21 protein-coding genes are annotated in these 25,445 nt (G+C 35.4%); 9 read left to right on the plus strand and 12 right to left on the minus strand.

Annotated features, from left to right (window positions below; translation table 11 throughout):
- Window positions 1–144: 144 nt before the first annotated feature.
- Window positions 145–4,059: a DUF7948 domain-containing protein gene (locus C7D53_RS17215; protein ID WP_106917643.1), complete on the plus strand. Its 3,915-nt coding sequence runs from the start codon at window positions 145–147 to the stop codon at window positions 4,057–4,059.
- Between the two features lie 32 nt (window positions 4,060–4,091).
- Here the strand turns inward: C7D53_RS17215 and C7D53_RS17220 are convergent, their stop codons facing one another.
- Window positions 4,092–4,916: a CvfB family protein gene (locus C7D53_RS17220; protein WP_106917644.1), complete on the minus strand. Its 825-nt coding sequence runs from the start codon at window positions 4,914–4,916 to the stop codon at window positions 4,092–4,094.
- A gap of 128 nt (window positions 4,917–5,044) precedes the next feature.
- On the opposite strand from C7D53_RS17220, the gene C7D53_RS17225 reads away from it, so the two are divergent.
- Window positions 5,045–5,491, plus strand: a complete 447-nt coding sequence (locus tag C7D53_RS17225) for a hypothetical protein (RefSeq protein WP_106917645.1) — start codon at window positions 5,045–5,047, stop codon at window positions 5,489–5,491.
- A gap of 119 nt (window positions 5,492–5,610) precedes the next feature.
- Here C7D53_RS17225 and C7D53_RS17230 read toward each other — a convergent pair whose 3' ends face one another.
- The 6 genes from C7D53_RS17230 to recQ all read right to left on the minus strand — a co-directional run bounded on the left by C7D53_RS17230 (window position 5,611) and on the right by recQ (window position 12,360).
- Window positions 5,611–6,450: a DUF4476 domain-containing protein gene (locus tag C7D53_RS17230; RefSeq protein ID WP_106917646.1), complete on the minus strand. Its 840-nt coding sequence runs from the start codon at window positions 6,448–6,450 to the stop codon at window positions 5,611–5,613.
- A gap of 103 nt (window positions 6,451–6,553) precedes the next feature.
- Window positions 6,554–7,957 (minus strand): dihydrolipoyl dehydrogenase, encoded by a 1,404-nt coding sequence (gene lpdA / locus C7D53_RS17235; RefSeq protein ID WP_076351575.1) that lies wholly within the window; start codon window positions 7,955–7,957, stop codon window positions 6,554–6,556.
- A gap of 121 nt (window positions 7,958–8,078) precedes the next feature.
- Entirely contained in the window at window positions 8,079–8,405 is a 327-nt protein-coding gene (locus C7D53_RS17240) for a hypothetical protein (protein WP_076351573.1), read from the minus strand.
- A gap of 61 nt (window positions 8,406–8,466) precedes the next feature.
- Complete coding sequence (locus tag C7D53_RS17245; RefSeq protein WP_162926210.1) at window positions 8,467–8,814, minus strand: hypothetical protein; 348 nt, start codon at window positions 8,812–8,814, stop codon at window positions 8,467–8,469.
- A gap of 68 nt (window positions 8,815–8,882) precedes the next feature.
- Complete coding sequence (locus tag C7D53_RS17250) at window positions 8,883–9,962, minus strand: glycosyltransferase (protein ID WP_106917648.1); 1,080 nt, start codon at window positions 9,960–9,962, stop codon at window positions 8,883–8,885.
- Window positions 9,963–10,155: 193 nt separating this feature from the next.
- On the minus strand, window positions 10,156–12,360 hold the full coding sequence (gene recQ, locus C7D53_RS17255) for a DNA helicase RecQ (protein WP_106917649.1): 2,205 nt from the start codon (window positions 12,358–12,360) through the stop codon (window positions 10,156–10,158).
- A 158-nt stretch (window positions 12,361–12,518) separates the two neighbouring features.
- On the opposite strand from recQ, the gene C7D53_RS17260 reads away from it, so the two are divergent.
- The 6 genes from C7D53_RS17260 to C7D53_RS17285 all read left to right on the plus strand — a co-directional run bounded on the left by C7D53_RS17260 (window position 12,519) and on the right by C7D53_RS17285 (window position 19,808).
- On the plus strand, window positions 12,519–13,478 hold the full coding sequence (locus tag C7D53_RS17260; RefSeq protein ID WP_106917650.1) for a KpsF/GutQ family sugar-phosphate isomerase: 960 nt from the start codon (window positions 12,519–12,521) through the stop codon (window positions 13,476–13,478).
- A gap of 10 nt (window positions 13,479–13,488) precedes the next feature.
- Window positions 13,489–14,052 (plus strand): Crp/Fnr family transcriptional regulator, encoded by a 564-nt coding sequence (locus C7D53_RS17265; protein ID WP_106917651.1) that lies wholly within the window; start codon window positions 13,489–13,491, stop codon window positions 14,050–14,052.
- Window positions 14,053–14,149: 97 nt separating this feature from the next.
- Window positions 14,150–14,836 carry a type 1 glutamine amidotransferase domain-containing protein gene (locus tag C7D53_RS17270; RefSeq protein ID WP_106917652.1) on the plus strand — a complete coding sequence of 229 codons (687 nt, stop codon included), beginning with the start codon at window positions 14,150–14,152 and terminating at the stop codon, window positions 14,834–14,836.
- Window positions 14,837–15,055: 219 nt separating this feature from the next.
- A complete protein-coding gene (gene tatC / locus C7D53_RS17275; protein WP_106917653.1) occupies window positions 15,056–15,883 on the plus strand; it encodes a twin-arginine translocase subunit TatC in 828 nt (275 codons plus the stop codon).
- A 242-nt stretch (window positions 15,884–16,125) separates the two neighbouring features.
- Entirely contained in the window at window positions 16,126–17,757 is a 1,632-nt protein-coding gene (locus C7D53_RS17280) for a M1 family metallopeptidase (protein ID WP_106917654.1), read from the plus strand.
- Window positions 17,758–17,951: 194 nt separating this feature from the next.
- Window positions 17,952–19,808 (plus strand): M61 family metallopeptidase, encoded by a 1,857-nt coding sequence (locus C7D53_RS17285; protein ID WP_106917655.1) that lies wholly within the window; start codon window positions 17,952–17,954, stop codon window positions 19,806–19,808.
- A 45-nt stretch (window positions 19,809–19,853) separates the two neighbouring features.
- Here C7D53_RS17285 and C7D53_RS17290 read toward each other — a convergent pair whose 3' ends face one another.
- From C7D53_RS17290 to pepE, 4 genes are all read right to left on the minus strand, one after another.
- A complete protein-coding gene (locus C7D53_RS17290) occupies window positions 19,854–21,020 on the minus strand; it encodes a sensor histidine kinase (RefSeq protein WP_106917656.1) in 1,167 nt (388 codons plus the stop codon).
- 7 nt (window positions 21,021–21,027) lie between these two features.
- The gene (gene dacB / locus C7D53_RS17295) at window positions 21,028–22,401 is read right to left on the minus strand and encodes a D-alanyl-D-alanine carboxypeptidase/D-alanyl-D-alanine endopeptidase (protein ID WP_106917657.1); all 1,374 of its coding nucleotides are present in this window, start codon (window positions 22,399–22,401) and stop codon (window positions 21,028–21,030) included.
- Between the two features lie 109 nt (window positions 22,402–22,510).
- Entirely contained in the window at window positions 22,511–23,371 is an 861-nt protein-coding gene (locus C7D53_RS17300; protein ID WP_106917658.1) for a hypothetical protein, read from the minus strand.
- Window positions 23,371–24,063, minus strand: a complete 693-nt coding sequence (pepE, locus tag C7D53_RS17305; protein WP_106917659.1) for a dipeptidase PepE — start codon at window positions 24,061–24,063, stop codon at window positions 23,371–23,373. Before pepE ends, C7D53_RS17300 begins: the two co-directional genes overlap by 1 nt.
- Before the next feature lie 188 nt (window positions 24,064–24,251).
- On the opposite strand from pepE, the gene C7D53_RS17310 reads away from it, so the two are divergent.
- Window positions 24,252–24,812 (plus strand): tetratricopeptide repeat protein, encoded by a 561-nt coding sequence (locus C7D53_RS17310; protein ID WP_106917660.1) that lies wholly within the window; start codon window positions 24,252–24,254, stop codon window positions 24,810–24,812.
- A gap of 51 nt (window positions 24,813–24,863) precedes the next feature.
- On the opposite strand, the gene C7D53_RS17315 is transcribed toward C7D53_RS17310, so the two are convergent.
- Window positions 24,864–25,352: a DUF1905 domain-containing protein gene (locus tag C7D53_RS17315; RefSeq protein WP_106917661.1), complete on the minus strand. Its 489-nt coding sequence runs from the start codon at window positions 25,350–25,352 to the stop codon at window positions 24,864–24,866.
- Window positions 25,353–25,445 lie beyond the last annotated feature (93 nt).

Here is a 25,445-nt window from a genome sequence, read left to right on the forward strand (position 1 = left end):
TTAAAAAATATTTTTGACAAAATTGTTAAACAAAAAAATTAAACAAAATTGTCATGACATTCATCATGTCTTTCAAAATAATATGAGAGAATTTATGAGTTGGTATTTAATGAAAAATATATCTTTGCCGCAAATTAATAACTGATGAAAAAAATTCTATTTCTGTTCTCAATATTGAGTGGATCATTTCTATTTTCCCAACAAAACATTTCAGAAAGCAATTCATACAATTTTTATGAAAATAAAGGCCAGATTATTGATCAGAATGGAAAAGAAAATAAAAAAGTAAAATACCTTTTCCACTCCAATGGATTGAATGTACAGCTTCGTTCTGATGGTTTTTCTTATGATATATATGAATTTAAAAAAACAGTCAATCCTAACTTTTCGAAAAAAAAAGACAATACTCTTCCCAGTCCTAGGCTCTACAATGCTGATGAATTCATTTATGAAAAAATAATTCATAGAATAGACATTGAGCTTTTAAATTCTAATAAAAAAGCAATCATTGCATCAGAAGGAAAGTCCCCGGATTATGACAACTATTATAACCTTTCTGATAATTCTAAAGGCGTTACAAATGTCCATCGTTTTCAAAAGATCCGATATAAGGAAATCTATCCCAATATTGATCTTATCTTTTTCAAACCTCATGATACTTTAAAACCCATAGAATATAATTTCATTATCAATCCCGGTGGGAAAATTTCAGATATAAAGATGAAATTCAATGGGGCGCCTACTTTCATAAAAGATGGTAAACTAACCATGAATGTCCGTTTTGGAGAAGTCCATGAAAATATTCCGAAAAGTTGGATTGTGGGAAATGCTAAGAAAAATATTGATGTTTCTTTTAAAGATATTGGAGATCAAACATTTAGCTTCAATTCTCCGCTGAATACTTCAAATAAAACAATCGTGATAGACCCTGTACCTACAAGAATATGGGGAAGCTATGCAGGAGGATATGGAGAAGAGTATGGAAAAATCAAAACCGACAGTCAAAGTACGGGTTATCTCTTCGGATCAACTAATAGTTCTACTAATTTCGCAACTACAGGAACCTATCAACAAGTAGTAATGGGTAACTTTGATGCGTTTTTAATGAAAATAACGAAAAGCGGGCAAAAACTTTGGGGTACTTATTATGGAATGTCTCAAGCAGACTCTTTTACAGCCGTAGACATTGATGAAAGCTTTAATATTTATGCAGGAGGGGAAATAAGCAGATTAACAAGTAATATAGATGTTTGCCTTGTGAAGTTTAATTCAAATGGAGGATTAGTTTATCAAAAAGATTTTATTGGCAGCCAGGTAGACGAAATGTACACAGTCTCTTATGATAGTGGACAGGTTTTTTTTGGCGGATATACAATGAGCTCCAATTTCCCTACTATCAACGCGCCCTACCTTACAAAAATTAGCCCCCCAGGATATAATGACGGATATTTAACCTCTTTAGATGCTTTATCAGGAAACACTCTATGGTCATCATTTTTTGGAGGATCAGACCGTTCAACGTCTATTAATCAAATATTTTCCTCTACCAATGATCTGGAGATTATTGGGGCAACACAGTCACAAAATATACCAATGATAAATCCTTTTCAGCCAACCAACGCTGGAACATCCGATGGATTATATTTGAAATTTTCTAAAAGCGGAACTCTTTTACGTTCAAGTTATTTTGGCGAAGAAGGGCAGGAAAGTGTTTGGGAAGCAAGAATAATTAATAATATACTCATACTTCCTGGTGAATACATGACATTTGACTCTACTGGGGGAGCTATCAGAAAACCAGGAGTCTGGAGAGTGAACTTAGCAACGAATGCTATAGCAAAAACTTATTTCAATTTTAATGCCGGACTTCAGATATCTGCATATCCTGATGTTTTAGGAAATATTTTTTTTACCGGACTTCATGATAGTATTTTACCAGACATTTCTACCCCAGGAGCCTATATGGGAATGCCTACAATGTATCTTTCTACATTCTTAATTAAGTTCAATCAAAATGATGTAAAAGAATGGGGAACTTATTACACAGGAAATAAAGCTACTCAGCTAGGACTAGTAACAAAAGATGGAGACGGTGCTATTTACTTAACAGGTATGTCAAGCGGAAATTCTACGGGAATTGCTACTCCTGGTACTTTTCAACAATCACAGGGTGGTGGGAATGATATATTCATTGCAAAATTTCAAGATTGTAGTTCTTCTGCTGTAGTCTCTTCCAACTCTCCTGTTTGTATCAACTCAACTCTTCAGCTTAATGCTACAGGAGGTACAAATTATAGCTGGACAGGCCCTAACGGGTTTACTTCTAATCAGCAAAACCCAACCATTCCTAATGCTACAACAGCGAATTCGGGAAACTATCTATGTCAAGTTACGGGATCAGGAGTTTGTGATGGAAGTTTTACTGTAAATGTTATTGTAGGTGATAATGTGCCCCCAATTCCTAATATAATAAATTTAGCAGATATAACGGGAGACTGCAATACAACAATCACCAGCTTCCCTACCGCCACAGATAACTGTGTAGGAACGGTTACTGCGACTACAACAGACCCTCTATCTTATTCAATTCCTGGAAGCTATATTATCCATTGGACTTATAATGATGGCCATGGAAATACAGCTACACAAAGTCAAAATATCATTGTTACTGCCGCACAATCTCCGGCTGCAAGTTTAAATCAAACTTTTTGTGCTACTAACATCCCAAAAATATCAGACATCCAAATCACAGGTCAAAATATAAAATGGTATGATGCTGCAGGAAATATTTTACCAGTTACAACTCCTCTTGTAAATGGGCAAACTTACTATGCTTCCCAAACCATTAATAGCTGTGAAAGTGGTAAAACGGCCATTCAAGTAACAATAAATATAACTCCCAAGCCCACAGCTAATATTAATCAGGATTTCTGTGCTTCGGCAAATCCTATATTAGAGAAACTTATGGTAACAGGAACTTCTCTTATATTTTATGATACAATGGGAAATATCCTGCCTGCAACAACACTTCTTGTAAATGGACAAACTTATTATGTAACTCAAACATTAAACAATTGTGAGTCTGAAAAATTAGCAATCTCCGTAACTCTTACCCAAAATAACGTTCCCGCTAATGACCATGCGGTGACTCTATGTAATGACAATACAGGAAATACAATGATTGTTAATCTACTTTCTTATGAGGGCAACATCATCAACAATCCTAACAATTACATTTTCAATTATATAGATTCAGCTGGAAATAATATTGCCAATCCCTTAACCTATACTTTAAATATTGGTACAACAATTTTCCGTGTGAAAGTATCAACTACTGATGGATGTTTTAAGATTGTAAAATTAAGTTTAACTTTAAATCCTAAACCTATTGTTAATCTTCCTGTAAAACTGGATTTCTGTGCAGGAAAATCTGCAATTTTAGATGCGGGGACAGGGTTTAAATCTTATTTATGGAGTACAGGGGCCACTACTCAAACCATTACAGTATCTAACCCTGGAAATTATTCTGTAAGGGTAACTAACAATTTCGGATGTGAGAATACAGCTTCCACACAGGTTACTCATACTATTTTGCCTAATATTACCTCTATAAATATTAACAATACTATAGCTACGGTTATTCTTTCCGAAACCGGCAGCTTTGAATACTCTCTGGACAATTCCACATGGCAGGACTCCAATATCTTTACTAATCTAAGTATGGGAGAGTATACAGTTTATGTAAGAACAAAAGCAGGCTGTATTATTGGACAGAAAAAATTCTCCATATTCAATATCCCAAATGTAATAACACCCAACGGAGATGGAATCAACGATACCTGGAGAATAGCCGGATTAGAAAATTATCCCGGAACTGAAGTTCTCCTGTATGACAGAAGAGGAATGCTTATTTTTAAGGAAACCATAAAGAAAGCCCCTTTCCAATGGAACGAAAAATATGACTTACAACCCATTCCTACCGGAAGCTATTGGTACACCATACAGGTTTCTGATGGAAGAAATTATAGCGGATGGTTATTAATTAAAAATAGAGAATAAAAAAAGAGCAGATAATTCTGCTCTTTTTTGTTTTATAATAGTTTGATTTTGTCTTCTGTAATATCGATGATCTTATCTTTATAAAGTCCTCCGATTGCCTTCTTAAAATTCTTTTTACTCATCTGAAGTTCATCTTTAATCTCTTCAGGTGAAGACTTATCCGAAACATATAGAAGTCCATAATTTTCTTCCAGTTTATCCAAAATCTTTTGTTTGAATTCATCAATGTTTTCAAAGCCTTCAGACTGCAGGGAAACATCAATCTTACCGTCTTCACGAATAATCTTGATAAACCCTTTCTCTTCAGACAAAGGATACAGTTTTTTGAAAACATCCGATGCATATATCAAACCTATATATTGTTTATTGATTATGACATTCCATCCCAGTTCACTCTCATTCATCATGATAAGATCTACTTTATCTCCTTTTTTGAATGGAAGATCCTGATATTGTGGGTTTCTCTTAAACTTTGTAGTTCCTGTGATCAGTTCCATATCTTCATCTACATAAATATAGACAAGATATCTTTTTCCTTCAATAATTTTGGTTTTCTGCTGCTTGTAAGGAATAAAAAGATCCTTAATGATCCCCCAATCCATAAATGCCCCACTAGGAAGACTCTGCACACAACTCATCACTGCAAATTCACCAACTTCTGCCAATGGGATCTCAGTGGTAGCCTTTAATTTATCATCATCCTGATAAACAAAAACCTCAACATACTCTCCTATTTCCTTATCTTCACGAGTGAAAATTTTAGGAAGAAAAGCCTTTTCTCCGGATTCGTCTGTTAAGATCCATCCTGAATTATTTTTATCTAAAATTTCTAAATTCTGAGTTTTTCCGAGTTGCATTGATGATAAATTAGCTGACAAAGGTACGGAAATTTGAAGATTTTAACCTAGTGAATCATTTTAAGAATTATTTTATCTTTCCAAAAGCCTTTAAAACCTCTACATTTGAATAAAAATACCAGGAAAACATGAAAAAATATTTCGCTATACTATTTCTTATTTCTATGACCACTGCAAACGCCCAACTACTGGAAAAAACAGCAGTCAATGTAGCTTATAGATACACCGGAAGAAATGTTTTGCAGGCCGGACTTGAATTCAGACTTGGTGATTCTCGTTATCAATCTGTCATTCTTGGTCCATCCATCCTTTATACACGCATCAATCAAACCGATAAATTTCTGCCGGAAGCCCATGTTTATTATACTAACAATGGACAACTATACGGCGTTTCAGTAAACCCATACTCCTTGGAGCCTAGAATTGGAATTTCATTGTTCAACATGTTATTTCTCAATACCGGATACGCTTTTCCCATACACAAAGAGAAATACTTTAAAGGGATTACCTTTGGAATACAGTTCAATATTGCACCCAATAACTCTAAGTTTTATGACAAAATGAAGATTATGTAGTATCAATTAAAGGTCTATTTTTTTATAGATCTTGTAGATTATTTGGACCGATATAAAGTTTGGCGATCTACCAAAAAGGCATTCACAAAAAAAGAGGTAAAACTTACCTCTTTATTATTCTATGATTTCGCAATAAAATCCATCAGTTCCCTCTTGCTATTTTCAAAATCAAATGCTTCGTAGACTACAAAATACTTGTTCTTATCAGCACAATTACGGTACATAGATTTCGCTAAAGCCAGTTTATTCTTATCAAAACTAAGCGATTTTACCAAGTCTCTTATCTGTACAGCGGTAAACATGGTGTTTCGCATCTGTTGATTAATCATTGCAACTTTACCATCGTCAAAACTTTCATTTCTCTTCAACATCTCAAAAAACTGACGGAAAGTAGCACTATCCATGACATTTCCCGCATTATTCCAGTTTCCGGAGTTATTGCCGTAGGGATTATTCCAGACATCATTCCAATCATTAAATCCGTATTGCCCCTGAACAGGATATGAATCTAAAAGATACAATCCTTCATTTGTAAAAAAGTCCAGCACCATTCTGCCATTATTGCGAAGCATTAAAGTAGTTCTATATATTAAAAAACCATTTTCATAAATAGAGACAGGTACTCTCCCGGATTGTAAATCAAAGAAGCGATATTTTCCTGAGCCATTTGCTATCATCTGATCTCCCACCTCAACCGTAAAAAAACCTTGTTCAGGAATTCGCAGAAAAACCTCTGCATATCCATAGTTTTTATTCCATTGATAACTGGGGCTTTTTATCTTATTACTGGGGCGGTCTGAATTGCGTTCAAAAGTTTTATTTCTTGCATTCATACCGTTTGGAGTCTGCATTTCTGTGGTAGAAGCTTCATTTCTTAGCAGTTCTCCTGCTTTTCCTGCTTCCTGGGCAAATGAACTGATGCCTATCAAAAGCATTGAACTTATAAAAATTTTCTTCATTCCTTATTTTTTCAAAAATCAATCTCCATTTTTATGCCAAAAAAGGGGAAAATCAGTTGATTTCCCCCTTTTATATTGAAATGATTAATTTCTTAATCAAGTATTACATATGAATTGATCTTTTTGCAGTAGCATCCAATGCAGCTTCTTTAATAGCTTCTGCATAGGTTGGGTGAGCGTGAGAACTTCTTGCAATATCTTCAGCACTTGCACGGAATTCCATAGCAATTACTCCTTCAGCAATAAGGTCGGCAGCTCTTGCTCCAATGATGTGCATACCTAAGATCTCATCAGTTTTTTCGTCTGCGATAATCTTCACAAGACCATCAGTATCACCACTTGCACGGCTTCTTCCTAATGCTCTCATTGGGAAAGAACCTACTTTGTAAGCTACTCCCTCCTCTTTCAATTGCTCTTCAGTTTTACCTACTCCTGCAACTTCCGGCCAAGTATATACAACACCTGGAATAAGGTTATAGTTGATGTGAGGTTTTTGACCTGCTAGTATTTCAGCAACAAGAACTCCTTCTTCCTCTGCTTTGTGAGCAAGCATTGCTCCTTTAATAACGTCACCAATTGCGTAAATATTTGCAACATTAGTCTGTAGGTGATCGTTTGTTTTTACTCTTCCTCTTTCGTCAAGCTCTACACCAGCCTTTTCAAGACCAAGACCATCTGTATAAGGTTTTCTACCTACAGACACTAAACAATAATCTCCTTCTACAACTACCTCTTCTCCTTTTTTATCTTTAGCCGTAATTTTTACTGTATCTCCGTTTCTCTCAACTGCAGAAACCGCAGTAGAAAGCATAAACTTCATCCCTTGCTTTTTAAGAACCTTAGTTAATTCCTTGCTTAAAGCTCCATCCATTCCAGGGATAATTTTATCCATGAATTCAACAACTGTTACCTGAGCGCCTAATCTTAAGTATACAGAACCTAATTCAAGACCAATAACTCCACCACCAATTACTACAAGGTGCTTAGGAATTTCTTTAAGGTTTAAAGCTTCTGTAGAAGTGATCACTCTTTCTTTATCAAGAGAGATAAAAGGAAGTGAAGACGGCTTAGAACCTGTTGCAATAATGGTATATTTAGATTCGATCGTTTCAGAAGAACCGTCGTTTTTAGTGATTTTAATCTGAGTAGCAGATTCAAAACTTCCCAATCCTTCAAAAACGGTAATTTTGTTTTTGTCCATCAAAAAGTTGATCCCCTTAGTTGTTTGATCTACAACTTCGTTCTTACGTTCAATGATTCTTGCAATATCTGCTTTTGGTTCATTGATAATAATTCCGTGGCTTGCAAAATTGTGTTTTGCATTCTCGAAATGCTCAGAGCTGTCAAGAAGTGCTTTTGACGGAATACATCCAACGTTAAGACAAGTTCCGCCTAAAGTTGAATATTTTTCAATAATTGCTGTTTTGAAACCTAACTGTGCTGCACGGATCGCAGCTACATAACCCCCAGGACCAGAACCTATTACGGTAACATCGAATTGACTCATGTTATTTTATGAATTTGTTTATTATTATCTAACTTAATTCTTACAAATTTACGTATAAATTACCACGTGAGAAAGTGAGATTTATCAAATTTATTGAATTTTAGCCTTAAAAAAGGAGCTTTTACCGATTGGCATTTATCCAGATAATTACTGCAAAAAATATCAAAGCCATTCCAATTTTAATTCCTCCTGAAACCATCAATATTAATCCAGCAATAATAACAATAAACCCTGCTATATATAATAAGATGCTGACAATAGTACGGTATTTATTTTTTTCCTTTAATATCTCCTGTTTATCAGCATGGATGCCTTTCATTACCTCATCTACATCTTCCTGATTGTAGCCTTCCTGAATTATTAATCGATAAATATATTTTTCACTGTAATTTTCGGCCAGAAATTTTTTATACTTGTTGAATATTTCTCTTTTTAAATCTTCATTCATGGTTAAAAAATGTGATTAATTGGGAAAGTAATTTTTTATTTTATTTATTTTAGAGAACTCATTAATCCACATTCATTTTTCCTTGACCAAATGTACCTGTGCTTTCAAAAAAAGAACCACCATACACATACCAGTCAAGGCTTTCAATATATTCAACTGCATTTTCAGGAGTTATTTGAGGACGGTCTTTTTTCGAAACAATTCCTTTGTACCATCTTCCGGATTTGGAAAAGCTTTCATATTCCACAAAATAATGAATCCATATTCTTTGGCACAACTTACACTGCTGAATGGTTACTTCTCCATACCTTCCGTTAGTATGATCTATACCTAATTCTGAGCTTCTGTATTCAGTATAATTGGAGCCTGGTTTTTCACAAGCACATCCTATTTGAGGAATTTTATTCATTGACATTTATTTTATCAGATCCCAAATCTAAGAAAATAAAACCCCATAAGGCAAATGACAGGACGATACTATTTCATCAAATCCAACAGTACCTTTTCATATTTGCCCATGATGATATTTTTTGAAAATCTGGATTTAATAGAATTTTTTATAGCATCACGATTATAATTTTGCTGCATTGCAGACATTATTTTCTGTGCAAAATCCTCATAATTTTCAATATTACCCACTTCCCCATTGATGTTATGCTGAATAATCTCGTTGATTCCTCCGGGGCAGTTATTGGCTAGGGAATAAGTCCCACAGGCTCCAGCTTCCAAAAGAACATTAGGAAAACCCTCATATCTCGAAGAAAGGATGAATAGATCTGCATACTTCAAAAATTGGTAAGGATTTTCTTGGCGGCCATGAAAAATAACGTTTTTTAACCCTAGAAATTCTTTCATCTGGAGCAATACGTCTTTATCTTTACCATCTCCAAGGATGTGAAGTTGAACATTTTCACTTTTAAGCCTTGAAAATACTTTTAATAAATTGTCAAAGCCCTTTCTTGCAGATAAATTACCGATGGCCACTACATTTTTATAATTGTATTTGAAACATTCAGGTTTGGAAGAGACCGATAATTTTTCATCAATAAAATCAAAATCTACAGGGTTATTGATCTTGACAATTTTTTTCTTTTTAATCTTAAAATTATCAACAAGATCTTTCATCATATCATCACTTTGAGCAATGATTTTCTGGTAGTTATTATAAAAATTATAGAAAAATTTGATTTCCTTTCTGGTAACATGCTGTGTCACCACATTTGTTTCTCTGGCAATAAACTTTGTTCTTGGAAAAAGCTTTATGAATAATGATAAATAAGCATTCACTTCCCCAAACCCGGAAAATACAATATCAGGTTTTCTTCTGTAGATCTCGCCTAAAATAGGCTTTAGTGAATGTCTGATTCTTTCTGTGTTGATGTCTATAATTTCAACATCATTTTTCAGGAAATTAAGATATCCGCCTTGTTTCCGTAAAAGCAAAATCTTAGGCTCAAAGCGATCTCTGGAGAGATGATTTGCAATGGTGGTAACAATTCTTTCTGCGCCTCCGGTTTCTAAGTCCGGCAGAATAAATATGACAGATATTTTTTTCATCAGTTAAAGTTACTAAAAAGTTTGCTTATGTTTAAAGGGAAGCCGGGCTGTAGAATACTTATTAACAGAAATTAACTAAGCTTTAAAAAGGAGTTTATTTCACATTTATTCTTAAAAACAAAACAGGAACAAAAATAAATTAAGCTCTTCGACCGAAGAGCTTAATTTATTTCTTTTAATTATCTTAAAATCTTTAATTTGCAACGTCACTGATAAATTTGATTCTCAGCATTCTGACTTCTTCATCAGACAATTCATCTCCAAATTCATCAAGCAGCACTTTCATGCTGTCACTCTCAGATTCGTTCATAAATTCCATAAAGCCATCAACAATATCTTCATCAAAGTTATCTTCAATATAATAATCAATATTCAGCTTTGTTCCCTGATAAACAATCCTTTCCATTTCTTTCAATAGTTCATCCATAGAAAGATTTTTAGCTCTTGCTATATCTTCAAGATCAATTTTCTTATCTGTGCTCTGAATAATGAAAACTTTATGGCTGGATTTATTGGCAACCTGCTTCAAAACCATATCCTGCGTACGTTCTATATTGTTATCTTCAACATACGTTTTAATATAGTCAGCGAATTCCTTACCGTATTTTTTAGCTTTTCCTTCACCCACCCCATAGATCTTAGTGATTTCATCTACGGTAATAGGATATTGAACCGTCATATCCTCTAAACTTGGGTCCATAAACACCGTGTAAGGAGGAATACCATGCTTTTTAGCTACTTTTTTTCTTAATTCTTTTAGCAGAGTGAACAGATTTTGATCTAAGCCTCCGGCTGCCTGCTGTTGTACCTGATCACTGTCTGCCTTCGCTTGCGTAAGGTCAAATTCTCTGTCTTCTGTAATTAAAAAGAGTTCCTTGGATTTACCATTTAAAACCTCTCTGCCCTTTTCCGCAATCTTTAAAACCCCGTAGGTTTCAATATCTTTTTGCAGAAAATTTTGAACAGTAGCCTGTCTCAGGATTGTTTTCCAATAGTTATCCTTTTCATCTTTTCCGAAGCTAAAATGAGGATTCTGCTCCAGTTTATAAGATTTTGTAACTGCTGTTTCTTTTCCAACGATAACAGAAATTAAATCTTTTGACTTGAATTTTTCTCCGGTATCATTAATCAGTTCTAGTACTTTTTTTAGATCTGTAGTAGCATCCTTTAATTTTGGAGGATTGAATGAGTTATCACACATCTTGGCTCCGTCTCCATTTACAGGATCAAAGATTTCTCCAAAATAATACAGGATATACTGTCTTCTGCTCATTGAAGTTTCGGCATAGCCTACTACTTCATTCAAGAGCTGTAGTCCGATTTCTCTTTCAGAAACAGGCTTTTGCGCCAGGAATTTCTCTAGTTTTTCAATGTCCTTAGGATCATAGAATGCCAGACAATGACCTTCACCACCGTCTCTTCCTGCTCTTCCCGTTTCCTGATAATAGCTTTCCAGAGATTTCGGGAAGTCATAATGAATCACGAAACGAACGTCCGGTTTGTCAATTCCCATTCCAAAAGCAATGGTTGCAACAATAACATCTACTTCCTCCATCAGGAATTTATCCTGATTGGCAACCCTTACCTTTTGATCAAGACCAGCATGGTAAGGAAGTGCATTGATTCCGTTCACCTGAAGCAATTGGGCAAATTCTTCCACCTTTCTTCTGCTCAGACAATATACGATTCCTGATTTTCCTTTATGCTGATTAATAAATTTAACAATCTCCCTGTCTATATTTATTTTGGGACATACCTCATAATATAGATTAGGACGGTTAAAACTTTCCTTGAAGACCAAAGCATTCGTCATACCCAATGTCTTTTGGATATCATCCTGAACCTTTGGCGTTGCTGTTGCCGTTAAGGCGATCACCGGTACATTGGCAATCTTATCAATAATCTGTTTCAAGTTCCTGTATTCCGGTCTGAAATCATGTCCCCACTCTGAAATACAGTGTGCCTCATCAATAGCAAAGAAAGAAATCTTAACTTCTTTCAAAAAGTCCAGATAATCATCTTTAATCAATGATTCAGGAGCAACATACAAAAGTTTGGTTTTCCCGCTTTTTATGTCGTCAAAAACCTGTTTTGTCTGTGTCTTATTTAATGATGAATTTAATACATGCGCTACCCCATTCTCAGATGAAAGTCCGTTTACGGCATCTACCTGATTTTTCATTAACGCTATTAAAGGTGAAACAACTATTGCCGTACCTTCGGAAATAAGTGCCGGAAGCTGATAACATAATGATTTACCACCACCTGTAGGCATCAACACAAATATATCCTTCCCATTCAATAGGTTTTCTATGATTTGTTCCTGCTGTCCCTTAAATGTAGAAAACCCAAAATACTTTTTCAATTCGCCCGATAAATTGGCTTTTTTTGCGCTCATCTAATTTTCTATTGCTAAATTTGCATCTAACCCAAAGTTATAAAAATTCTGCTTAAAATAAAAGCGAACGAATTTATAAAAAATAAAACTTATATTAAATTTTGTTTTTAAAATATAACATTTTTTAAAAACTTTTTTGTATACCTTATTGTCATAAAATGGATAGAACCAACATAATATCAATAGCTAAAAGTACTTTAGAAATAGAAATTTCAGAACTTGAAAAATTAAAAAACAGAATTGACGACCAGTTTGCCCAGGCCGTAGAAATTATTCACTCTGCAAAAGGAAAACTGATTGTAGTAGGTATTGGAAAATCAGCTCATGTAGGTAATAAAATTGTTGCTACACTGAACTCTACAGGAACTCCATCACAATTTCTGCATGCTTCTGAGGCCATTCATGGGGATCTGGGAGTGATCCAGAAACAGGATGTAGTGCTATGCATCTCCAATTCCGGAAATTCTCCTGAAATTGCCAACCTTGTTCCTTATTTGAAAGATTATTCTTCTGCACTGATAGGAATGACTGGTAACAAAAGCAGTAAATTGGCAGAATTCTCTGAAATTATCCTTAATACCCACGTGGATGTTGAGGCTTGCCCTAATAAACTGGCCCCTACAAGTTCTACCACTATTCAAATGGCATTAGGAGATGCGCTTGCCGTAGCTTTAATGGAACTGAATGAGTTCAAAGCAAATGATTTCGCCAAGTTTCATCCCGGAGGAAGTTTAGGAAAAAACCTGACTTCTAAGGTTGAGCAGTTCTTATCTTCACAAAAGCCTCAGGTTTCTGAAGATGCCACCATAAGAGATGTAATTATTTCCATCAGTGCTTCAAGCCACGGAATAACGGTGGTTACCAATGGAGATGAGATTGTGGGAGTTATTACAGACGGTGACTTAAGAAGAATGTTGATGAAAGGAGAGGATATCAGTAAAGTATTTGCCAAGGACATCATGTCTTCTCATCCAAGAACTATTGAAAAAGATGCCAGAGCCAAGGAAGCCATGAAAACTTTGAAAGAAAATAATATTGGCCAGCTTGTAGTTACTGAAAACGGAAAGTATTTCGGAATCATTGACCTGCATAAGTTACTGGATGAGGGAATAAACTAATGCTGATGATATGAGCCATTTTCTACAAGCACATATCCGGGAAATCATTACCCTTACAGATGATGAATTTGAGATTCTGCAAGGTTCTTTCATAAAAAAAAGATTCCGGAAAAGACAATTTCTGATACAGGAGCATCAGCCTGTACAAGAGATTTTTCTGATAGAGAAAGGTATTCTTAAAAGCAGTATAATAGACAATACAGGAAAGGAACATATTCTTCAGTTTGCTTCAGCCAACTGGTGGATTTCAGATTTTGCAGCCTTTTTTAAGCAGGAAAACTCATCGCTAGCTGTAGAATGCATTGAAGATTCTGAAGTGTACGCAATATCTTATGAAGATTTAAATATACTTTGTTCAAAAGTCCCGGCAATGGAACGCTTTTTCAGGATAAAGTCCAATTTCGGATATGTGGCCCTACAGCAAAGAATTCTTTCATTAATGAGTAAGTCAGCCAAAGAACGGTATGAAGATTTTATACAACAATATCCAGGCTTTATAGACCATATTCCCAAACAGCTTATTGCAAGCTACCTGGGAGTTTCCAGAGAAACATTAAGCCGATTATATTCTTAAGATGTGACCTAGGTCACGTCTTTTTTTTGAGGTATGTCCTTATTATGGTTAATTTAAAAGTCCAATCTTTGTATTATAATTCTAATAATAAATACCAATGAAAAAGAAAGCATTAATTGTAGTGACAAGTGTGGAAAAATATCCTAATATGGAAAGAGCAACAGGCCTTTGGCTGGGTGAAGCTGTTCATTTTTATGAAAAGCTAGAAGAAAAAGGCTATGATATTGATTTTGTAAGCCCGAAAGGCGGCTATACTCCACTAGATCCTATTTCCCTTCAAATGTTTGTACAGCCCGTAGACTGGAAATACTATGCTGATGACATTTTCAGAGATAAACTAGCCAATACCTTAAAGCCGGAGGACATCACCCCTAAAGATTATGGCATTATTTACTATGCAGGAGGCCATGGTGTTGTTTGGGATTTTCCTGACAATAAAGAATTACAGGAAATTGCCCGCAGTATTTATGAAGATGGAGGAATTGTATCATCAGTATGCCACGGAGCTGTAGGTCTTTTTAATGTAAAGCTTTCCGATGGAGAAAATCTGATTAATGGAAAAACACTTACTGGTTTTTCTAACTCTGAAGAAATTGCTGCAGAACTAGCCGATCACATGCCTTACCTAACAGAAGATGTACTGAAAAGTAAAGGGGCAAATTATGTAAAAGCAGATCAGGATTTTATTCCTTTTGCTATTTCTGATGGAAGACTTGTTACAGGACAAAATCCTCAATCCGGAGGTGCTGTAGCAGAGAAAGTATTGGAAATTCTGGAAAAATAAATCCTAGAACCGGAAATAAAAAACAGCCAACAGCCCAAAATAGTTATTTTGGGCTGTTGGCTATTCCACCTGAAAGTATCTTTAAGTACGTCAACTGTCTGGAACATAAACTTGAACAAAATCATTGGTAATAAATTCTAAATACTGATTATTATTTCATAATTTCGCAGACTTAAACTGCTTGCCTCACAGGGTTAGCATTTTGATAGATTCTACTATATGGACAATAACAAAGACATGTCCTTTCTTGGGCACATTGGAGAATTAAGAGGGCATTTGGTCCGTTCGATTATTGCTATCATCATTGCAGCCTTTGCGGTTGGTTTCAATATCAATTGGATTATGGACCACGTTTTTTTTGGTCCTACCAGAAATGATTTTCCTACATTCAAAGTTGTTAATCATTTTTCTAGAATGATCTTAGGAGAAGACAGTATTCATCTTCCGAAGGATTTTCCTGTGCGTGTACAGAGGCTGTATCAGCAGTTTAATGTAATGATGTCAGTTTCCATATTTGGAGGAATAGTAGCGGCTTTCCCTTATATTGTATGGGAATTATGGCGTTTCATTGGTCCTGCTTTGCACCCGAGAGAAAGAAAAAATTCCATCTTTATTATTAATGCAGTATGGATGCTTTTCATGACAGGGGTTTTATGTGGTTACTTTTTAATTCTACCTTTTGCAGTAAATTTTGGAGTGATTTTTAAGATTTCAGACATTATTGTTCCACTTTATGACCTGAGTGATTATACTACTTTATTTTTACAGGTGGTATTAGGGATGGGTGTTATCTTTCTTTTCCCTATTTTGATCTATTTCCTTACCACTATTGGAATTTTGACACCAGCATTCATGAAGACCTATCGTCGTCACGCAATTGTATTGATTATGGTAGTGGCTGCAATTATTACTCCTGCAGATGTATTGAGTATGTTGATGGCTGCTTTCCCATTGCTTATTTTATATGAATTCAGTATCATGATGTGTACGTTTACTTATAAAAAGCTACAAAAGAGCAATGGAAATCTTCCTGTTGTACAAAAATAATTAAGAAATAAAATTTTATCATCTATATCAGAAGCCCGGCAATAGTCGGGCTTTTTGATTTTTTTTAACGATTAAAGATGAAAGGATTTTATGTTCGATACATGACACACTGCTGAAATTTCATATTAAATTGGAAACCTCACAGGTGTTTTCTAGATAAATTACTCATCATTTTCACTTCATCTTTATTTAGCTCTTAATTTTATTTTATACTTTTGAAAAGATTATTAATTTAATTTTATATGAAAAAGCTGTCATACACCCTTTTATTTGTTTCCGGAATTGCCTTTGGACAGTTCTTTGAAAAGGGTAAGGTTTATACAAAACAGGATACATTAAAGGGTTCCAATACTGCGTTCAGAGATTTCTGGGATGTCAAAAAATATGATTTTTCCGTAGAACCTGACTTTGAACAAAAAAGCATTAAAGGGACAAATAAAATAAGCTTTGAAATTATAAAAAATGTCACCAATCCTGTCTTTCAGATTGATCTTCAACAGCCCATGAAAGCTGATAAAGTTACAGGAAACTTCCCCATTGCCAGTTATAAGCAGGACGGAGACTTTATTTTTATTACTACCAATAAAAAATTTAAAAAAGGCGAGAAATACACCATAGATGTCACTTATTCCGGAAATCCGTTAATTGCTAAAAATGCTCCTTGGGACGGAGGATGGGTCTTTACTAAGGATCAAAATGGAAATCCTTGGATGAGCCCGGCTGTTCAGGGAATTGGTTCTTCTATTTGGCTACCTACCAAAGATATATGGAGTGATGAACCGGATAATGGTATCATCATGAAAATTATAACACCCAATGACCTTGTAGGAGTTGGAAACGGCAGGCTGATTGATAAAAAAACCAATGGTAGCAAGACTACCTACACATGGGAAGTGAAAAATCCTATCAATGACTACTCTATTATTCCTAATATTGGTAAATATGTCAACTTCAAGGATACCTTTGATGGAGAAAAGGGAAAGCTGGACCTGGATTACTGGGTTCTTGATTATAATCTTGAAAAAGCAAAGAAACAGTTTCAACAGGTAAAGCCAATGCTTTCTGCATTTGAACACTGGTTTGGGCCTTATCCTTTCTATGAGGACTCTTATAAACTGGTAGATTCGCCTTATTTAGGAATGGAACACCAAAGTAATGTTGCCTATGGAAACGATTATCAGAATGGATACCGTGGGAAAGATCTTTCCGGAACCGGAGTCGGGCTAAAGTGGGATTACATCATAGTTCATGAGAGCGGCCATGAATGGTTTGCCAATAACATCACGGCCAAGGATCAGGCAGATATGTGGATCCATGAGAGCTTTACGATGTATTCCGAGGTTCTCTTTACAGAAAACTATATTGATAAAAAGTCGGCAGATATCTACATGGTAGGCCTTAGAAATAAGATTCAGAATGATGCTCCAATCATTGGGCAATATGGGGTGAGAAATGAAGGCAGTGGCGATATGTACCCTAAAGGCGCCTACATGCTGCATACCATCAGACAGGTCATTAATAATGATGAAAAATTCAGGCAGATCCTAAGAGGACTGAGTAAAGATTTTTATCATCAGACGGTTACTACTAAACAAATTGAAGATTATATTTCATCCAAATCAGGAATTGATTTTTCAAGTGTGTTCAATCAGTATTTAAGAACAATTAAGATTCCTACGCTTGAGTATTCTCAAAATGGAGATTCTTTTAAATTCAGATATACGGATGTTGTAAAAAACCTGAAGCTCCCTATCATCATCAATGGAGATCAAACCATAAACCCCACTGAGGAATGGCAGACCGTGAAGCTTAAAAAAAATACTCCGGTTGAATTGAGTAAGAACTATTATATTAATTATAAGAACGTTCAATAAATAAAAATCAAAAGGGCAAAATTGCAAAAATAACACTGCAAATTTTGCTCTTTTTTTGTACAACAATATTCCGTACCGTCAACTTTCTACAGTTTTACTTTTTTGTCTCATCAAATTTTAATAAAAATTTAACACCCTATTTCGTAACAAATTGCAGAAAGAAAATCACTAATTAATTTTAAAATTTAAACCAAATGAGAAAAACAGCACTTAGCTTAGCTCTTTTCGCCGCTTTTTTAGCCAATGCACAGTCTATAAAAACCACTATAGATCTTGTTAATGTAAAAGATGATAAAGTAGCCGTTACTATGGAATTTCCTAAAATGAAATCCGGGGATATTAAGTTTCATTTCCCTAAAACAGTTCCGGGTACTTATTCTGTAGATGATTACGGAAGATTTGTAGAAGGAATTAAGTTTTATGATAACAAAGGCAAAGAACTTACTTATACAAAAGTAAATGACAATACCTATTCATTGAAAAACGCTCAAAACCTGAGCAAAATCTCTTATCTTGTGAATGACAGCTTTGATGAGGAAATGGATGTGTCAAAACATAAAGCCGTATTTTCTCCCTCTGGAACTGATATTGAACAGGGAAAAGTTTACATGATAAATACCCACGGCTTCATTGGATATATTGACAATATGCAGGACGTGCCTTATCAATTGATCATTCAGAAACCTACGGACTTCTATGGTACAACAGCTTTAGTAGACCAGGATAAGTCTGAGTCTACAGATACCTATACACTGGCCAACTATGCCAAGGTAACCGATTCTCCGTTGATGTATACCAAGCCCGATTTCATCACCTTTAATGCAGGTGGCATGGAGCTTGTATTAGGAGTTTATTCACCAACAGGAAAATATAAAGCAGCAGATTTCAAGGCTAATCTTGAAAAAATGGTTGTTGCCCAAAAGAAATTCCTGGGTGATATGAATACCAATAAAAAGTATGCAATTATGCTGTATCTTTCCGGTGGTGACGGACCAAGAATTAAAGGTTTTGGAGCTTTAGAGCATCATGAGTCAACCAGTGTTGTACTTCCGGAAGCGATGCCAAAGGATGCCATTGACCAAACGATTACCGATGTAGTTTCCCACGAATTCTTCCATACTGTTAATCCTTTGAAAACCCATTCTGAAGAAATTCACTACTTCGATTATGCAGATCCTAAAATGTCACAACATTTATGGATGTATGAAGGAGGAACAGAATATTTTGCCAATCTATTCCAGATTCAGGAAGGCTTAATTACCAAGGATGAATTTCTTAAGAGAATTGGAGAAAAGATTGCTAACTCCAAGAATTATGATGATACCATGCCCTTTACGGTAATGAGCAAAAATGTATTGCAGGATGCTTATAAGGACCAATATAGAAATGTATATGAGAAAGGAGCATTACTAGCTATGTGCCTGGACATTGAACTGAGAAAATTATCCAATGGTGAGATGGGCTACCGCGATATGATCAGAAAATTATCTCAAAGATTCGGGGAAAATAAACCGTTCAAAGATGACAAACTGATTGATGAACTGGTGACGGTAACCGGATATCCGCAGATAAAGGATTTTTATAATAAATATATTGCAGGAAGCCAGCCAACTCCTTACGCAGAGTATTTAAGCTCTGTAGGTGTAGAGGTGCATAAACAGGAAACTCCTCCTATTTTCTGGTTTATCAGAGATCCAAACCAAACAGGTTATGATGATAAAACCAAAGCTCTTGCCTTTGATGAAAATTCGGCTTTGTCTCCTTTCGCGAAAAGCATAGGGTTTAAAATTACAGATCAGATCCTTGCTCTGGATGGAAAAACAATAGACATTCAAAAAATTCAGGACTTTATCGGTTACACCAAAACCATTAAGGACGGTCAGAATGTTACCGTAACCATTTTGAGAGACAATGGTGGAAAGAAAGAAAAAATGGACCTTAAAGGAAAGGCTATTTTAGATAAAATGTCCATGGAGGTACTTGGGTTTAAAGCCAATGCTACTCCGGCAGAACTGAAATTACAAAGCCAGTGGCTGACTGGTAAAAAATAAAAACAAAAAGCGGGGACAACATCCCCGCTTTTATTATATTTCAATTTAAGCTTTTCGAATTGTTATTCTAAAGGTAGTTCCCTTTCCTACTTCTGTCTGGGAAATTTTAATATCTCCGTTATGATATTCATGAATGACTCTTCGGGCTAATGACAATCCTAGCCCCCAACCTCTTTTCTTGGTAGAATATCCCGGTTTAAAGGCGTTTCTCGCTTGTTGCTTTGTCATACCACTTCCATTGTCCTTTACTTCGATCAGAATGTTTTTATTTCTCTCAAAAACAGACATGGCAATGGAGCCCTCTCCTTTCATGGCATCCACCGCATTTTTCACAAGATTTTCAATTACCCAGCTCATCAAAATTCTATTGTGAGGAACCAAAACTTTATAGGTAGGAAGGTGAAGGGTAAAATTGACTTTTCTGGAGATTCTGGTTTTTAAATAATCATAATTTTCCTGAATGGTTTCATTAAAATTCATGTCATTTAATTCCGGAACAGAGCCTATCTTTGAAAAACGTTCAGAGATTGTTCTTAGTCTTTCAATATCTTTTTCAATTTCATGCACACCTTCAGAATCCGGAGTATCCAGCTTCATAATTTCCATCCAGCCAATCATTGAGGACAAAGGTGTTCCTATTTGATGAGCTGTTTCTTTCGCCAGACCTGCCCAAAGATATCCCTCATCTGTTTTTTTGATCGTTCTGAAAAACCAAAAAGTGAACCCAAAATACAACAGAATAAACAACCCTAAAATATAAGGTGAATAGCGTAGATTATTCAGTAGACGTGAGTTATCATAATACACAAACTGGTTATTCCCATCCGGAACCTTGATCTCAATCGGAGCATAGTTCTTTTCCATGCTCATCATCAAATCATGCAGCTTTTCAGGATCCTTTATGCTGCTTTCCGGAATATTTCTGTAGTACCCAAGATCGAGAATAGGTTTTTTGTATTTATCCGTCACAATAAACGGAATGGTATTATTGATGTTCAGTATATCGGGAAGAAGATCAAGAACATCGGTATCGGGAGTCTTTACTTCCTGTTGGATTCTTATTGCCTTGGAAAGAAGGCTAATCCTTTTGATTTCCTCTTTTCTGAGAAAATTAATAAGTGATGTAGAGGCCACTACAATGGCAATCACCAGGATAGTCATCACAACAAAAATAATCCAGTTATTCATTCTGGTTAATATGGATTTTCTCAAGGCTATTTTATTTTAAAACATTAAGAATTTTCTGCAGCTCCGCACTTCCACTTCCCTGATAATTATTGATGATAATTGAAAATACATATTTTTTTCCATCCTTGGCTGTATGGTAGCCTGCAAAGGATTTGGTGTCCCTCATGGTTCCGCTTTTCATTTTCATTCCGTTATCCTGAACAGGAAATCCATCATAATAAGATTCAAACCACGATTGCTTTTTAGCGTATAAAAGAGCCTGAACTTCTGCCTTGGCAGCTACGTAGTTCTGGGGAGAAAGTCCACTCCCATCAGCAAAATTGATCATATTTGGATTAATTCCCTTTGATTTCCAGAATTCTTTCAGATACGCTACCCCGCTTTTGAAACTTGGGTTTCCTTTTTTCTCTTTTCCAAGCGTTTTAATGAGGGTTTCTCCATAAAGATTAACGCTTTTTCTCAAAAACCAGTAAACAATCTTATCAAGGGTTGGAGATTGGTATGTTAAAATAACATTGCTTTTAGGTGCTTCCAGGGCCTGTTTACCCTCTATTTCAAGTTGTGAATTGGTTACTGCTTTTCCTGAAAGTTCTATCCCTGATTCTTTTAACCATAACTTTACCTCTGAAGCCAGTTGTAAAGGTGGGTTGGGTGTAGATCCGGAGACTGTCACTGTTTTTCCCCCCGGTAGCATTCCATTGATTAGAGCAACGTTGGAATGGGGTGCTGTAAAGATTAGGCTTTGATCAGAACTACCACCCGCCTTTAGATCATTGAGCCATTTCACGCCCTCCAATGGATAGGAAAAGCTTTTAAAATCTGTCCCGTTAATATTGATATCAAATTGATTTTCTCTCCAATTGATTCCCCAGACCCCTGCTCCATAATAATTTCCAAGATCATCCCACGGCCATCCTCCCGGAATTGTCTGATGGTCAAAATAAGAATCATCAATGATCAGGTCACCGGATATTTTTGTAATTCCTGATTTTTTAATAGCTTCAATCAGTTTCTTTTTAAAATTTTCAGGTTTATAGGCATCATACCTCCAGCTTCCCAGCGTAGGATCACCATTGGAACTGATGAAGAGATTTCCATTTAAAGTGCCTCCTGAAATATTACCGGAATAGCTTGAGGTTGTGGTATAAGTATAGTTCTTCCCCAATATTTCCAATGCAGCGCCTGCTGTAAATATTTTCTGGGTAGAAGCTGTTGAAAGTCCTTTGTTTCCTTGATATTCGTATATAAAATTTCCGTTTTCATCTGATACATAAAACGATAAACCAGAGGAAATTGTTCCCGAAGAATCCATAAGATCCTTGGTTACCTTATCTAATTTCTGGGCTATATTTTGAGCCGAAAAAATCTGTACAGAAAGGGTAAGAACTGCAAGTGTTTTTTTCATTACATTGTAGTTTGGTTGTAAACTTTATTCATGCCTCCAAGGCTATACAACATTTATCAATGCAGTGCCCGGAGTATTTTTATTTAATTTAAATTCTAATCAAATATAGTTAAAATAAAAGCTTTTCATATTCATTGAGATCGTTGTGACTGAAAAGAATCTGATGATCAGGAACTTGTTCAAATGAGCGGTCATATCTGAAGTATTTTTCATAGTCATCTTCATCTATAAAAAGTTCCATCTGACAATCTTTTATGTAGACTGATTTTTCACCATAATCTTCGATAAAGGATTCTGAATCACTCCAGGCTTCGTGATGGCAACGCAGGCATTCTCTTTGATGAATTGCTTTATAGCCACAAATTTCACAATCCTGCAGGTTATTAAACAGCTCTGAAACATCATCTTGTATTTCTTCAGAAAAAAGATGCAATGGAACCGTCTTCAAAAGCAGATAATAATTCGGTTGTTGCCAGGAAAAATAATTTTGTTCTTCCTGATCCAGTTCAGGCCCTGTAAGCCATATACCCTGAAGATCATATTCAACCTCCGCGCTTGTAACGTCTTTAAGGCTCAATATTTTTTTGCCTTTTGATTTCACATTGAGATTTTCATCAATATCAATCACAGGCTGTTGCTCTAGAAAATGGCTTAGGCATAAAGTGGTTTGCCAGGAATCTATTGTTCTCATTTTACCCTCGCTTCCACAGATCTCGCAGGTTTTTGCAGATAATTTTGAGTATTTATCCGTAATATTTTTAAGGTTTACATTGAGTTCTTCATCCGCAGAATAAATAGTACAACGCAATTCTCCGAATTTCTCTTTTCCAAAAACATCATGTTCAATATTCCAGCCTCCAATGGCAAATTCGAACAACATTTTTCTGATCAGATCATGCCATCCGGTACTGTTGACAGAAAAATTTTTCAGATTACGGTCTACAAAGCAGTCTATCTTTTCCTGTTTCATTACAGTGAGCTTCCGGCCTCTATTTCATAAGGTTCCTTGTTTTTTTCAAAAATTCTTGTTAGTTCACTCCCTTCAACGGTAATGGCATCTCCTGTTCTTCGGATCCAGTTTCCTTCTCTAAGGCCTACTACCTTGATGTCATTTTGAGTAAGAAATTCCATGATACGGGTTTCTCTTGTTTCTCCATTATGTTTCAAATCCGGATTTGGATCAAGATAGTGTGGATTGATATTAAAAGGAACCAATCCCATACAGTCAAAGCTTGGTGGGTAAACAATCGGCATATCATTCGTTGTTTTCATATTTTGCCCTCCGATATTACTTCCTGCACTGCATCCAAGATATGCTTTTCCGTTGCTTACATTTTCTTTTAAAACAGACATTAAGCCTTCTTCGTGTAAAGTTTTAACCAATAGAAAAGTATTTCCGCCCCCGGTAAAATAACCTTTTGCCTGATGTATGGCTTCCGCTTTATCTTCAAATTCATGAAGTCCTTTTACTTTAATATTGATAGATTCAAAGAAAGAACGTGCCTTTGCAGTGTACTCATCATGAGAAATACCACCCGGTCTTGCGAAAGGAATAAAGACAATTTCGTTAATTCCGGCATATAGGGTAATAAGTTCTTCTCTTAAGTAGTCTAGATATTCTCCACCAAAAAGTGTGGATGTTGAAGCTAATATGATATTCATACAAGGGTTATATTGATTATAGAAATAATGTGAACAACAAAGATAGCAAACATCAACGAATCAAAAATTAAACTAAAAAAAACATTTTATTCGTTAATATTTTCTAAAAAAACCTAAAGCTTCTAAAATTTTAGATTTTGTGGAATTATTATTGAATTTTAGATTTTAGAATTTTAAAATATTAGATTATGAAAATGACGAGAGTAAATATTAAAAATCTATTTTTAGGTTTAATACTTGTAGGAAGTGCAACTTTTGTAAATGCACAGACTACCCAAACAGACAGTGCCAATAATACAGCGAATGCAGCTGCAACCACTCAAACAGGTAATCCTACCATTGATGGTCTTAAAAAACAAATTGAAGCCAATCCAAAGGATACAGAATCATTGGCAAAACTGGCAGCAGCCTATCAGGAAGCTTCCGACTGGACCAATGCAGTAGAAACATGGAAAAAGATATCCGCTTTATTACCGGATTGGGCACCATCCTACTACAGCCAGGCCTATGCTTATCAATCTGCTAAAGATGATGCCAATGCAAAAATTGCTTATGAAAAGTATATTGCCACTGTAAAACCTGAGGAGGTAGAACAAAATAAGAAAAACCTGGCGTATGCCTATTTCTATATTGCCTTTGCAGAACAACAAACAGATCCGAATAAAGCAAAAGAACATATTGCTAAATCTATTCAATATGACCCAACCAATCAGGATGCTGTAAAACTTAGTAAAGCATTAAATTCATAAACATAAAATCCGGGAAATTTTCCGGATTTTTTTATGCTTTTAAAAGATGTATTATTCAATTTTCTTTCCAAAAAAGTCTGTTTCACCATGCAGATGACGGATAATCTTCTCAATATTCCGCTGAATGCTGGCCTCTGTTTTCAGATTATTGATATAACGGATCAGTTCATGACGCCTTGATGGAATGAGTTTTTCAAAATTAGAAGTCGCCAGAACACTGCTTTTTATTGCATCTTCCAATTGAGGATGAATGCAGATACTTCTGTCCGAATCATCATGTTCTAAACCTACTTCAATGGTTTCTCCAATTCTTTTAGGTGAGTTTTTCAGCATTGTAAGATTAATATACAGTCTCCATTCTCCTAAGTATTTCATCAGGTTTTGCTGAAATTCTTTTCCATTTATGGTTCCTCTTACCGGAATGGGGCTTTTATTTCGTCCTGATTCCTCAAAAATTCTTTCCAAAACTTCTTCAGGAATAAAAACAAAGGGATTGATCCCGATAATTTCCAGGGTAGCTGTAAAACTGTTGCTTCTCATGAGTAACAAATTTAAATGATTTTAGAAAGTGTACCCTATAAAAAGTAGTTGGATGTTAAATATTAAACAGGAGATATTGACAATCAGAGATTC

The sequence above is a fragment of the Chryseobacterium aurantiacum genome, assembly GCF_003020585.1.
Classification (GTDB): Bacteria; Bacteroidota; Bacteroidia; order Flavobacteriales; family Weeksellaceae; genus Chryseobacterium; species Chryseobacterium aurantiacum.